Here is a 12,642-nt window from a genome sequence, read left to right on the forward strand (position 1 = left end):
CAATAAAGATTAATCATTAATGAAGTCAATGATCTTTGGTGTTAAAGAGACATCTTTTAATCCGTGTCCAAATCCAGAAGTGGTAATGAATTCTGAATTTTTATAGCGACTAGCAATTAATTGTCCGTCTTCGTAAGGAATTATTCTGTCTTTTTTATCGTGAATAACTAAGCCTTTAGCTTCTATAGTTTCTGTGAAATTTGCAGTTGAAAAATAAGATACAGGTTGGTTAAAACGATCTAAAATAATTGAATCTAAACCTTGTGAAATTCTTTTGTTATACCCCATCATGCTTTTATACCGATCAAAAACACCTATAAAATGTGCGGGTGCACCAAGTAAAACTAATTTTTTAATAGATGGTAATTTGTTTCCGTGTAAAGAGAAAACACTAGCCATACCACCTACAGAATGGCCTATTAAAACATCGGGTTGAAACTTTTTAGCAATAGCAGCGATGAATTCTGAATAAAGAATGGCATTAAATTGCTTTCCGTCTGATCTTCCGTGGGCAGGTGCATCTAAAGCTATAATGTTATAGTCTTGTGCAATTAAATCTTTTACAATGTAATTCCAACGCGATGTGTTACTTTCCCAACCATGCGCTAATAAGACAGTTTTACCTTTTCCTACCCAGCGGTAAGTTGCAATTTCCATGTTTTTATAATGAGTCTCTTCAAAAAATGCAGAGTCAATAATTTGTTTTTGCTCTTCATTATAGCGTCCTTTTCTTGGTGATGCAAATAAATTAATTGCTCTTTTTGATGCAAATTTTGATGAGATTAAACTTGTAGCGTTAAGTGCTCCTCCTATTGATTTTACTATAAAACTACTCATATCTATTCGTCTTCTCTATTAACGGCTTCGATTGAAAATGCAGGTAAACAAATCGCTAAATACTCACAAGGTTCTGTAAATGGATTTGAATACTGAAGTTTAGTGTTCTTGTCTACTTTAATGGATTGTCCGGCTTCTAGAATAATAATTTCATCCTCAATTATAAACTGCTTCTTTCCTTTAATAATAAAAGTGTATTCGTCAAATTCTGGTGTCTGAAACGGTTCTGACCAACCCGCAGGAGCAACCATATGTGCAATGCTAATTTCAGAATTACCGTCAGTAGCATTGCCAAAGTGTTCTTTGATTATTTTACCATCGGTTGTCGGAACAACAAATGGTGAGTTTTGAATTTTATATTTTTTCATTGTATTACTTAATCTTTAGTTTTCTACCAGTGGATCATAAAAAATTTGATTTTAGCTTTTTCGGGAATCTGAATTGGATCTATATTTAGATTCATATCAAAACGCAAACTAGCAGGTAATTCTTTCTTGTCTATAGTAAAAGAGGCATTAATGTCATCTACAGTAATAACAATAGCGTTTATAAGATTATTAATTTTAGATATTTTATAGTTATCCTTAATATCTTTAAAAGTACTTAAAGCGGTAATGTTTTTATCTGTTTTAAAACGTTCATCTATAATGCGAACCGTTGAGATAACAGAAGTTGAATCTAAAGTTTCTCTCGGTGACAGATCTAATAATTTTTTACCTCCTTTTTCAAAAACTTCAATGATATTTGCTGAGCCTGAAAACTCATCTCCTGCAATATAGCGGACAACAGAATCATTATTGAAAATAGCATCTAATTCTTTAACTTGAGTTGAATCGTTTAATAATCCAATATTATTTTTTTTAATTAAAAAAGGATTTGGTTTATCTGTTGTACAACTTGTAATTATAAGCGCACCAGTAAGTGCTGCTAAAAAGGTTTTGTTCATGTTTTGTTTTACTATATTTATTTAATCATTTTACTTAAAATTCCTAGAACTCCTCGGATAACTGTAGCACTTGTTAAAACCTTTATTAAAGGATTCATACGTGTGCTTTGTCTTCTTGTGGTTCTTTTGCTTTCGGCGCGTTTTAAATCTTCTTTTTCTTTTTTAGCTTTTTGTTTTAATTCTTCGGCTTCAGCTTGTTTAATTTTTTTATTCAACATTTCGTAAGCACTTTCACGATCAATCTCTTCATTATATTTTTTTGCGAGTTGCGATTGCGATATTAAGCTGCTGAGTTCTGTTTCTGTTAAAATATCCATTCGGCTCATTGGTGCGCGTAGCATGGTTGCTGCCAATGGTGTTGGTTTTCCTTTTTCATCTAAAGCAGATACTAAAGCTTCACCAATTCCTAATGAGGTTAGCATTTCTGCAGTATCATAATATTCAGAATCAGGATAATTTTGAGCAGTTAGTTTTATCGCTTTTCGGTCTTTTGCTGTAAATGCTCTTAAGGCATGTTGAATTTTTAATCCCAATTGTCCTAAAACTTCTTCTGGGACATCTGTTGGGTTTTGAGTTACAAAATATAAACCAATACCTTTACTGCGGATCAGTTTTACCATACTTTCAATCTGATTGAGTAAGGCTCCAGAAGCTTCATCGAAAATTAAATGTGCTTCGTCAATAAAGATGATTAACTCTGGTCTTCCAGTATCACCTTGTTCTGGGAAAGTAGAATAAATTTCAGCCAATAAACTCAACATAAATGTCGAAAATAACTTGGGCTTATCTTGTATATCCGTTAATCTAAGAATATTTATGTAACCACGACCATTGTCATCAATTCGTAATAAATCATCTGTATCAAAAGATTTTTCTCCAAAGAATAAATCCCCACCTTGTTGTTCTATTTCAATAAGTTTCCTGAGAATTGCTCCTGTCGAAGCTGTTGAAATACGGCCATAGGCTTCCTGGAATTCTTCTTTCCCTTCATTAGTGGCGTATTGAAGAATTTTCTTAAAATCCTTAAGATCTAATAAAGGCAAATGATTATCGTCACAATACTTAAAAATAACTGATATTATTCCAGCTTGTGTTTCGGTAACGTCTAAGATTCTAGAAATTAAAACAGGACCAAATTCGCTAATAGTTGCTCTTAAACGTACACCATCTTGTTCGGATAGTGTTAGCATTTCAACAGGGAATGCTTTTGGTTCAAAAGGTAAACCAATTTGTTCGTGACGTTCATTTATTTTAGCATGACCGGGGCTTGGTTTTGCTAATCCACTTAAATCCCCTTTAATATCCATTAGTAAAACCGGAACTCCTTTTTCTGAAAGGTTTTCAGCTAAAACTTGTAATGTTTTTGTTTTTCCGGTTCCTGTTGCTCCTGCAATAAGTCCATGTCTGTTCATGGTTTTTAAAGGAACATTTACAAAGGTATTGGTCATCGTTTTACCATCTAACATGGCAGAACCTAGTGTAATATAGTCACCTTTACAGGTGTTTCCTTCGTTAATTTCTTTTACGAAAGCTTCAGAATTCTTCATTGATCAGAAAATTTCTATAAAAATAATGTAATTAAGTTACGTATGAAATAGTTTTCAACCTCATAATTAGAGAAGCTCATAACGTGAAGATGTGTTTTTTGAATGTATAAATATTGAATTTTAGCAATAGTTTACAGCAAACTGATATAGAGACTGAAAACTAAATAACTATCTTTGCGGTCTTATGACAAGAAGAGAACGACAAGAGTTAATAGATAAAGGCTTATTACTGCCTTTGATGGAAGAGTTTTATACAATTCAAGGCGAAGGATTTCATAAAGGTACAGCAGCATATTTTGTTAGAATTGGTGGTTGCGATGTCGGTTGCCATTGGTGTGATGTTAAAGAAAGCTGGTTAGCAGAATTACATCCGCCGACACCAACAGAAAAGATTGTAGAGAATGCTGTAAAACACAGTAATACTATTATTGTTACTGGTGGTGAACCATTGACTTGGGACATGGGGCCTTTAACAGCACAATTAAAAGCTAAAGGTGTACAAACACATATTGAAACTTCTGGTGCTTATAAGTTAACAGGAGAGTGGGATTGGATTTGTTTATCTCCTAAGAAAATGAAATTACCTACTAAGGAGGTTTACGAAAAAGCACACGAGCTTAAATGTATTATATATAATAATGACGATTTTAAGTTTGCAGAAGAGGAAGCAGCTAAGGTTAATGATAATTGTATCTTATATCTTCAGCCAGAATGGAGTAAGCGTGATAAGGTAATTCCTAAAATTGTAGATTATGTTATGGCTAATCCGAAATGGAAAGTATCATTACAGACACATAAATATTTAAATATTCCTTAGAATACTAAATAGATAGAATAAAAAAGTTCCGATTATAAATTAATATAATCGGAACTTTTTATTTTTCTAGTTTCTAGCTTTTTATTTTGTAAAAGGTACTGCAACTCTAGTTGTACCCCAACCTATAAACATATGTACACCGTCATCAGATTTATCAAAAGCAATAGAAAGCGCTTCTAAAGATTCTTTTCCTTCTGTTACAGGAACCGTAATACTTGCTACAGTGTTGTCTTCTTTATACCCAGAAGCTCCCCAGTTATTTACATCAGAACTTACAATAACAGTCCATTCTTTATCTCCAGGAATTGTAAACAATGAATAAGTACCAGCTTTAACTGTTTTTCCACCCAGTTTCATATCAGTAAAAAGAATGAGTTCAGTTGCTTCGTTAGCACCTGTTCTCCATACCTTATCTTTTTGAGTTAATTCTTTTACAGTTCTTCCTTTAAGTTGTGGTCTACCGTAATATACTTTAATTAATTGGTCACCACCTCTTCCAAAAGAAGCTACGTCTAAAGGACTTTTGTCTAAACCACTAAATTTTTGTGCTTCAGCATTAAAAGAAATAAGCATCATAAATGCAAAAGAAATGGTTGTTAATAATTTTGATGTTTTCATAATAAAATCAATTTTTTTTAGTTGTGAATTCGATAAAGATAAAACCCATTGTTCTTAATATTATATTAAATATGCCAAATGGATGTTAAAGTTTAAAATGTGTAATAGGTATCTTATTTTAGAGTAATAGGAAATTCAGCAATTGTAGTATCCCATCCAATTTTTAAGCTCACAGTATTTTTAGCAGTTTTGTATAATGCTATAGATAAATTTTCAATTTCCTTATCGCTTTTTGTTACAGGTACTGATACGCTTGCAATATCTTTAGTTTCATCGTAACCGTAATTACCCCAACCGTCTAATCCTGTATTTAATTTAAGAGTCCATTCGTTTTCTGTAGGAATGATAATAACGCTGTAACGTCCCGCTTTAATTTCTTTTCCTCCAAACATAACATCATTAACAAATAATATTTCTGTAGATTCATTAGCGCCAACTCTCCATGCTTTTCCAAATTTTAAAAGTTTACCAAAAACTTCTCTTCCTTTTTTAGCAGGTCTAGAGTAAGTGACTCTAATTTGTGGTTCAGCTTGTTTTTTAGCTTCATCACTTTTTTCAAATGTTCTTTTTGGAGCGTTTGAAGGATAGTAAGCACGATCCATTGTGCTATTGTCCATTTGGTCAAATTCTTGAGCACTAACATTTAACGAGATAAGCATTACGAATGTTAGACTAATAGTAGTTAATAATTTTGAAGTTTTCATAAATAGAATTAAATTTTTGTTTGATTAAATTAGAATATTATATGTGTCGTAAGTCGTAATGATCTATTAAAATTTACAGATTAATAGTTAATCTATGAATTTTTTGTCATGTTGATTTTATATTACTATGTATTTGTTTTTAAAAGTTACATATTATAACCATTATTGCTATTTATGTTTTTAATATGAAAGTTTGTGTTCATATTTGTACTATAATTAATAATTAAACGGCTTATTATAATTCAAGCCTAATTCAAAAAATATAAAAGTTATGTGCGGAATAGTATGTGCGTTCGATATAAAACAAAAAACTGATGACTTAAGACCTCAGGTATTAGAAATGGCTAAATCAATTCGTCATCGCGGTCCAGATTGGAGCGGAATATATAGTGACGATAAAGTGATTATGGCGCATGAGCGTTTAGCAATTGTAGATCCTGCTTCAGGAAAACAACCATTGTTAAGTCCTGATAAGAAGTTAATTTTAGCAGCAAACGGAGAAATCTATAACCATAGAGAGTTAAGAAAGCAATTTGAAGGTAAGTACGATTTTCAAACAGAAAGTGATTGTGAAGTCATCTTAGCTTTATATCAAGAAAAAGGTGCAGACTTTGTAGATGAGATGAACGGTATTTTTGGTTTCGCGATCTATGATGCTGAGAAAGATGAGTATTTTATTGCTCGAGACCATATGGGAATTATTCCTTTATATATAGGATGGGATAAAAGTGGAACTTTTTATGTGGCTTCAGAATTAAAAGCTTTAGAAGGTGTTTGTACTAAAATTGAATTATTTCCTCCAGGACATTATATGTCTAGCAAAGATGGAGAATTTGTAAAATGGTATAAAAGAGATTGGGCAGAATATGATGCTGTAAAAGATAACGAAACAAGTATTGCTGAAGTAAAAGAAGCGTTAGAAGCTGCTGTGCATAGACAATTAATGAGTGATGTGCCTTATGGTGTATTATTATCTGGAGGTTTAGATTCTTCAGTAGTATCTGCAATTGCAAAAAAATATTCTCAAAAACGTGTTGAAAGTGATGATGTTTCAGAAGCTTGGTATCCACAATTACATTCTTTTGCTGTTGGGTTAGAAGGTTCGCCAGATTTAGCTGCGGCTAAGAAAGTAGCAGATCATATTGGTACGGTTCATCATGAAATTAAATTTACTATTCAAGAAGGTTTAGATGCTATTAAAGATGTAATTTATAACATCGAAACTTACGATATTACGACGATTCGTTCGTCTACACCAATGTATTTAATGGCGAGAGTTATTAAATCTATGGGAATCAAAATGGTACTGTCTGGTGAAGGAGCAGATGAGTTATTTGGTGGGTATTTATACTTTCATAAAGCACCAGATGCTAGAGAGTTTCATGAAGAAACAGTGCGTAAATTAGATAAATTACACATGTACGATTGTTTAAGAGCTAATAAAAGTTTAGCTGCTTGGGGAATTGAAGGTCGTGTGCCATTTTTAGATAAAGAATTTATGGATGTTGCCATGCGCATCAACCCACTAGATAAAATGATCAACGGAGAACGCATGGAGAAATGGGTAGTTCGTAAGGCATTTGAAGATATGATTCCAGAAAGTGTAGCTTGGAGACAGAAAGAACAATTTTCTGATGGAGTTGGTTACAGTTGGATTGATACTTTAAAGGAATTAGTTGATAAAGAAGTTACAGATGAGCAAATAGAAAATGCTAAATTCCGTTTTCCAATTAATACGCCTTTAAACAAAGAAGAGTATTATTACAGAACTATTTTCGAAGGTCATTTTCCTAGTGATGCTGCGGCATTAAGTGTACCGCAAGAAGCAAGTGTAGCTTGTAGTACAGCAACAGCCTTAGAGTGGGATGAAGCATTTAAAAACATGAATGATCCTTCTGGTAGAGCAGTTGCTAAAGTGCATTCAGATTCTTATGTGAAAGCATAATTTCAAGAAAAATAATTTTTATAGTAAAGACCAATCTAATTAAAAGATTGGTCTTTTTTTATGTCTAGTAATATTGTAAATTCATAACTTTAAATGAAACTATGTTATTACCTAATTTTAAGAAATACCTTATTGAAAAAGGAGGATTATCTGAAGTTGAATTTTTAGAAATTGAACCCTTTATAAAAATAAAGAAGATTTCTAAAGGCGAATTTTTACTTAAACAAGGTGTGGTTTGTAATTATTCCTTTTTTGTAGAACAAGGTGTTTTAAGATTCTATGCTTTAAATGAAGAAGGAAAGGAAAATATACTTCAGTTTGCTACAGAAAGTTGGATTGTTAGCGATCGTGGAAGTGTGTTTTTTCAAGAACCTTCTACATATTATATAGATGCAATAGAAGATGTCGTGACGGTTTTGTTAGATGAAGATTTTGTGAATAAAGTAGCAAGTGTTAATGCTCATTTTAGAAAGGAAAACGAAAAACTATTACAAAATCATATTAGACATTTATATAAAAGGATAAGTCAATTACTAGGCGCTACAGCTCGAGAGCGTTATCTGTATTTTGTAAATATGTACCCCGATATTATGTTGCGCGTACCACAATGGATGATCGCCTCTTATTTAGGAATAACACCCGAAAGCTTAAGTCGTGTTCGTAAAGCTTTATCTAAAGAGAACTTTAAACCGTATTAATTCAGGCTTTAACTACTTATCATAGGTCAATGCTTAGGCTTTATTGTTCTATTAATTTTACAGTAATAAATATGTAAAGTACGATGAAGCTAAGAACTATAGAAAAGATAATAAAACCAGGAACACCTCATTTTGTAGGTGATGGATTTAGAGTACATAATTTTATTCCAGGAACTTCAACTATGAAGCGTATGGATCCTTTTATTATGCTAGATTATAATTCAAAATATAATTTTCCAGCAACAGATAAGCCAAAAGGAGTTGGTGTACATCCACATCGCGGATTCGAAACGGTTACTATTGCTTACAAAGGTCGTGTAGAACATGGAGATAGTGCAGGAGGTGGAGGTGTAATTGGTGAAGGAGATGTACAATGGATGACTGCGGCATCAGGAGTATTACATAAAGAATTTCATGAAACCGAATGGAGTAAAACAGGTGGAGAATTTCAAATGGTTCAATTATGGGTGAATCTTCCGGCTAAGGATAAAATGAGTCCGCCAAAATATCAAGCGATTTCTAATGCAGAAATAAAAAAAGTGATTTTGCCAAATGAAGCAGGTAAAGTTGAGGTCATCGCAGGTTCATATGAAGGAGTTGTAGGACCAGCATCTACATTTTCGCCAATGAATATGTTCAATTTAAAATTGAAGAAAGGTACAAAAACACAATTAACGTTTCCAAAACATTATACAACTTCATTATTAATGGTTGAAGGAAGCGCCACGGTTAATGGCGAAGAAGTGTTAGCGGATCACTTTGTATTATTTAGTTCGGACGGTGAAACTTTTACAGTAGAAACCTTAACTGATGTTATTATTTTAGTATTAAGCGGAGAACCAATTAATGAACCTATTGCAGCTCACGGTCCATTTGTAATGAATACACAAGAAGAACTTGTAGAAGCTTTTCAAGATTTTAATACAGGTAAGTTTGGATATTTAGAGTAGCGTAGTTTATTAATTAGTAAGACTTGAAGAGTAAGTTGTTTAGTCTTCCTCTTAGATTACCGCTTTGTTTTAGAAGAAAAAGCATTAAATAGATAAAAAAAATAACATTCAAAATAAAGCGTTTGAGCCATCTTTTTATTTTTTAAGATTAGATATTGAATTGAAAACGTTGAAATCCGATTTAATCTGCTTTTTAAGCGATTTAAGACGTTTTCGTGATAATTAAAAATAATGATGATTATTGTTTAGAGTCGTTAAAAAGCTTTTGAAATGCGTTTTTAAATCCTTATATTTGTTAGTATTCAAAAATGATACACACGTGTCATTTTTTTATGCCATAAATCGAATTAAAACGTATTCAAAATAATGAGCGAGAAAAGAGAAGAATTTAACAAGGATAATTATTCCGCAGATAGCATCCAAGCTCTTGAAGGGATGGAGCATGTGCGTATGCGTCCTTCCATGTACATTGGAGATGTAGGTGTGAGAGGTTTACACCATTTAGTATATGAGGTTGTAGATAACTCAATTGATGAAGCTTTAGCTGGTCATTGTGACAATATTAGTGTTACTATAAATGAAGATAACTCGATTACTACAGAAGATGATGGTCGTGGTATTCCTGTAGATTTACACAAAAAAGAAGGTGTCTCTGCTCTAGAGGTTGTAATGACTAAAATTGGTGCAGGTGGTAAATTCGATAAAGATTCTTATAAAGTTTCTGGTGGACTTCACGGTGTTGGTGTAAGTTGTGTTAACGCATTATCAGAGCATTTAAAAGCGACTGTTTATAGAAAAGGTGAAATCTGGGAGCAAGAGTACGAAAGAGGTAAAGCCATGTATCCTGTAAAAAAGGTTGGTGAAACTGATAAAAGAGGTACAATTGTTACGTTTAAGCCAGATCCTACAATTTTCACACAAACTTTAGATTATAGTTACGATACTTTAGCGAGTCGTTTACGTGAATTAGCTTACTTAAATAAAGGAATTACAATTCACTTAATTGACAAGCGTAGTGTAAAAGAAGATGGTGAATTTGAAGGCGAAACTTTTCATTCAGAAGAAGGTCTTAAAGAATTTATCAAATTTTTAGATGAAACAAGAGAACCTTTAATGAAAGATGTTATTTCTTTTGAAGGTGAAAAAAATGGAGTTCCTGTAGAGGTTGCTATGATTTATAATACATCATACGCAGAAAATTTACACTCTTATGTAAATAATATTAATACCCATGAAGGTGGTACGCACCTTTCTGGTTTCCGTCGTGGTTTAACACATACCCTTAAAAAGTATGCAGATGAATCTGGAATGTTAGACAAATTAAAGTTTGATATTGCTGGTGATGATTTCCGAGAAGGATTAACTGCTATTATTTCGGTAAAAGTACAAGAACCACAATTTGAAGGGCAAACAAAAACTAAATTAGGTAACCGTGAGGTTTCTGCAGCTGTTAGTCAATCAGTTTCAGAAATGTTAACAGATTATTTAGAAGAACATCCAGAAGATGCTAAGATTATTGTTCAAAAAGTAATTTTAGCAGCACAAGCACGTCATGCAGCTCAAAAAGCTCGTGAAATGGTACAGCGTAAAACCGTTATGAGTATTGGTGGTTTACCTGGGAAACTATCAGATTGTTCTGAGCAAGATCCTTCTAAATGTGAAGTATTCCTTGTCGAGGGAGATTCGGCAGGTGGTACGGCTAAACAAGGTCGTGATAGAGCTTTTCAAGCCATTTTACCATTAAGAGGTAAGATTCTTAACGTTGAAAAAGCCATGACACACAAGGTTTTTGAAAATGAAGAAATCAAGAATATCTTTACAGCACTTGGTGTTACCATCGGAACGGAAGAAGATAGTAAAGCTTTAAATCTTTCAAAATTAAGATACCATAAAGTAGTTATTATGTGTGATGCCGATATTGATGGTAGTCACATTGCTACACTTATCTTAACGTTCTTCTTTAGATATATGAAAGAATTAGTAGAAAACGGACATATTTATATCGCAACTCCACCATTATACTTAGTTAAAAAAGGAGCTAAAAAGCAATATGCTTGGTCAGATCAAGAGCGTGATGGTATTGTAAGAGAATTTGGTGAAAATTCAAAAATTCAGCGTTATAAAGGTCTTGGGGAAATGAATGCAGAACAACTTTGGGATACCACTATGAATCCAGAATTTAGAACGATGCGTATTGTTCAAATTGAAAATGGAATAGAGGCAGACCGTGTGTTCTCAATGTTAATGGGAGATGAGGTTCCGCCACGTAGAGAATTTATAGAAAAGAATGCTATTTATGCAAATATTGATGCATAATTAATTAAGCTTATATTATTAAATTTTAAAGCAGCTACATAATTATGTGGCTGCTTTTTTTGTGATATATTTTGTTGTTATTTAATCTATTGAGGAGTTTGTGTAAGATTAATATAGAGTTGTGTTTTTATTAAATTTATAATGATATTGTGATATTTAAATTTTCTTTTTTGTACACTCTTTAAGTCTTGTATTTTTTTTAAAAAAGGGAGATATTTACCCTTAAGCTTCTTCTCTAACAGTAATATTATTCGTAAATTTACGGTAAATTATAACACTTAGTTTCACATTAAAATATAATAAACATGAAAGTAACAGTAGTTGGTGCAGGTGCCGTAGGAGCAAGTTGTGCAGAGTATATCGCAATTAAGAATTTTGCTTCAGAAGTAGTAATCTTAGATATTAAAGAAGGTTATGCAGAAGGTAAAGCAATGGATTTAATGCAGTGTGCTTCTTTAAACGGATTCGATACTAAAGTAACAGGAAGTACAAACGATTATTCTAAAACAGCAGATAGTGATATTTGTGTTATTACTTCAGGTATTCCTCGTAAGCCAGGAATGACACGTGAAGAATTAATTGGAATTAACGCAGGTATTGTTAAAACAGTATCTTCAAATTTAGTAAAGCATTCTCCTAATACAATCATTATAGTTGTTAGTAACCCAATGGATACAATGACTTATTTAGTTCATAAAACTACAGGTTTACCTAAACATAGAATTATTGGTATGGGTGGAGCTTTAGATTCTGCTCGTTTCAAATATAGATTAGCTGAAGCTTTAGAAGCACCAATCAGTGATGTTGACGGAATGGTAATTGGAGGACATAGTGATACTGGTATGGTACCATTAATCTCTCATGCAACAAGAAATAGTATTAAAGTATCTGAGTTTTTATCAGAAGAACGTTTAACACAAGTAGCAGAAGATACTAAAGTTGGTGGAGCAACATTAACTAAATTATTAGGAACTTCAGCTTGGTATGCACCAGGAGCAGCTGTAAGTGGATTAGTACAAGCTATTGCTTGCGACCAAAAGAAAATTTACCCTTGTTCTACATTATTAGATGGTGAATATGGTTTAAGTGATCTTTGTATCGGTGTGCCAGTTGTTTTAGGTAAAAATGGTATTGAGAAAATAGTTGATGTATCTTTAAGTGATGCAGAAAAAGAACACATGAAAGCAAGTGCTGAAGGTGTTAAGAAAACTAATGGATTATTAGAATTATAGACCATTATAGAAATAATTAATTAATGAAAACC

At 32.6% G+C, this 12,642-nt stretch carries 12 protein-coding genes; 6 read left to right on the forward strand and 6 right to left on the reverse strand.

Translation table 11 applies throughout. The features are described 5' to 3' along the window. Positions 1 to 9: 9 nt before the first annotated feature. From HSX10_RS09120 to HSX10_RS09135, 4 genes are read right to left on the reverse strand one after another with little or no spacing between them, the layout of a single operon-like run. Positions 10 to 837, reverse strand: a complete 828-nt coding sequence (locus HSX10_RS09120) for an alpha/beta fold hydrolase (RefSeq protein ID WP_173587904.1) — start codon at positions 835 to 837, stop codon at positions 10 to 12. 2 nt (positions 838 to 839) lie between these two features. Beyond that, entirely contained in the window at positions 840 to 1,205 is a 366-nt protein-coding gene (locus HSX10_RS09125) for a cupin domain-containing protein (protein ID WP_173587905.1), read from the reverse strand. Between the two features lie 23 nt (positions 1,206 to 1,228). Next, complete coding sequence (locus HSX10_RS09130; protein ID WP_173587906.1) at positions 1,229 to 1,783, reverse strand: hypothetical protein; 555 nt, start codon at positions 1,781 to 1,783, stop codon at positions 1,229 to 1,231. A 17-nt stretch (positions 1,784 to 1,800) separates the two neighbouring features. After that, positions 1,801 to 3,330, reverse strand: a complete 1,530-nt coding sequence (locus HSX10_RS09135; RefSeq protein ID WP_173587907.1) for a helicase HerA-like domain-containing protein — start codon at positions 3,328 to 3,330, stop codon at positions 1,801 to 1,803. A 184-nt stretch (positions 3,331 to 3,514) separates the two neighbouring features. On the opposite strand from HSX10_RS09135, the gene HSX10_RS09140 reads away from it, so the two are divergent. Beyond that, on the forward strand, positions 3,515 to 4,147 hold the full coding sequence (locus tag HSX10_RS09140) for a 7-carboxy-7-deazaguanine synthase QueE (RefSeq protein ID WP_173587908.1): 633 nt from the start codon (positions 3,515 to 3,517) through the stop codon (positions 4,145 to 4,147). 81 nt (positions 4,148 to 4,228) lie between these two features. On the opposite strand, the gene HSX10_RS09145 is transcribed toward HSX10_RS09140, so the two are convergent. Continuing rightward, positions 4,229 to 4,765 carry a DUF2911 domain-containing protein gene (locus tag HSX10_RS09145; RefSeq protein ID WP_173587909.1) on the reverse strand — a complete coding sequence of 179 codons (537 nt, stop codon included), beginning with the start codon at positions 4,763 to 4,765 and terminating at the stop codon, positions 4,229 to 4,231. Between the two features lie 113 nt (positions 4,766 to 4,878). Then, entirely contained in the window at positions 4,879 to 5,469 is a 591-nt protein-coding gene (locus tag HSX10_RS09150) for a DUF2911 domain-containing protein (RefSeq protein ID WP_173587910.1), read from the reverse strand. 271 nt (positions 5,470 to 5,740) lie between these two features. Between HSX10_RS09150 and asnB the strand changes: the two genes are divergently transcribed. The 5 genes from asnB to mdh all read left to right on the forward strand — a co-directional run bounded on the left by asnB (position 5,741) and on the right by mdh (position 12,610). Further along, positions 5,741 to 7,414 carry an asparagine synthase B gene (gene asnB / locus HSX10_RS09155; RefSeq protein ID WP_173587911.1) on the forward strand — a complete coding sequence of 558 codons (1,674 nt, stop codon included), beginning with the start codon at positions 5,741 to 5,743 and terminating at the stop codon, positions 7,412 to 7,414. 101 nt (positions 7,415 to 7,515) lie between these two features. After that, positions 7,516 to 8,112 carry a Crp/Fnr family transcriptional regulator gene (locus HSX10_RS09160; protein ID WP_173587912.1) on the forward strand — a complete coding sequence of 199 codons (597 nt, stop codon included), beginning with the start codon at positions 7,516 to 7,518 and terminating at the stop codon, positions 8,110 to 8,112. Between the two features lie 83 nt (positions 8,113 to 8,195). Then, positions 8,196 to 9,062, forward strand: a complete 867-nt coding sequence (locus tag HSX10_RS09165; protein WP_173587913.1) for a pirin family protein — start codon at positions 8,196 to 8,198, stop codon at positions 9,060 to 9,062. Positions 9,063 to 9,428: 366 nt separating this feature from the next. Then, positions 9,429 to 11,378 carry a DNA topoisomerase (ATP-hydrolyzing) subunit B gene (gene gyrB, locus HSX10_RS09170; protein WP_173587914.1) on the forward strand — a complete coding sequence of 650 codons (1,950 nt, stop codon included), beginning with the start codon at positions 9,429 to 9,431 and terminating at the stop codon, positions 11,376 to 11,378. A gap of 305 nt (positions 11,379 to 11,683) precedes the next feature. Beyond that, a complete protein-coding gene (gene mdh, locus HSX10_RS09175) occupies positions 11,684 to 12,610 on the forward strand; it encodes a malate dehydrogenase (RefSeq protein WP_173587915.1) in 927 nt (308 codons plus the stop codon). Positions 12,611 to 12,642 lie beyond the last annotated feature (32 nt).

Origin of the sequence: Winogradskyella undariae (genome assembly GCF_013285155.1) — a bacterium.
Lineage (GTDB): Bacteria > Bacteroidota > Bacteroidia > Flavobacteriales > Flavobacteriaceae > Winogradskyella > Winogradskyella undariae.

Excerpts from the sequence above, each read along its gene's own strand:
- HSX10_RS09120 (WP_173587904.1), bottom strand. The coding sequence starts at position 837 with ATGAGTAGTTTTATAGTAAAATCAATAGGAGGAGCACTTAACGCTACA.
- HSX10_RS09125 (WP_173587905.1), bottom strand. The coding sequence starts at position 1,205 with ATGAAAAAATATAAAATTCAAAACTCACCATTTGTTGTTCCGACAACC.
- HSX10_RS09130 (WP_173587906.1), bottom strand. The coding sequence starts at position 1,783 with ATGAACAAAACCTTTTTAGCAGCACTTACTGGTGCGCTTATAATTACA.
- HSX10_RS09135 (WP_173587907.1), bottom strand. The coding sequence starts at position 3,330 with ATGAAGAATTCTGAAGCTTTCGTAAAAGAAATTAACGAAGGAAACACC.
- HSX10_RS09140 (WP_173587908.1), top strand. The coding sequence starts at position 3,515 with ATGACAAGAAGAGAACGACAAGAGTTAATAGATAAAGGCTTATTACTG.
- HSX10_RS09145 (WP_173587909.1), bottom strand. The coding sequence starts at position 4,765 with ATGAAAACATCAAAATTATTAACAACCATTTCTTTTGCATTTATGATG.
- HSX10_RS09150 (WP_173587910.1), bottom strand. The coding sequence starts at position 5,469 with ATGAAAACTTCAAAATTATTAACTACTATTAGTCTAACATTCGTAATG.
- asnB (WP_173587911.1), top strand. The coding sequence starts at position 5,741 with ATGTGCGGAATAGTATGTGCGTTCGATATAAAACAAAAAACTGATGAC.
- HSX10_RS09160 (WP_173587912.1), top strand. The coding sequence starts at position 7,516 with ATGTTATTACCTAATTTTAAGAAATACCTTATTGAAAAAGGAGGATTA.
- HSX10_RS09165 (WP_173587913.1), top strand. The coding sequence starts at position 8,196 with ATGAAGCTAAGAACTATAGAAAAGATAATAAAACCAGGAACACCTCAT.
- gyrB (WP_173587914.1), top strand. The coding sequence starts at position 9,429 with ATGAGCGAGAAAAGAGAAGAATTTAACAAGGATAATTATTCCGCAGAT.
- mdh (WP_173587915.1), top strand. The coding sequence starts at position 11,684 with ATGAAAGTAACAGTAGTTGGTGCAGGTGCCGTAGGAGCAAGTTGTGCA.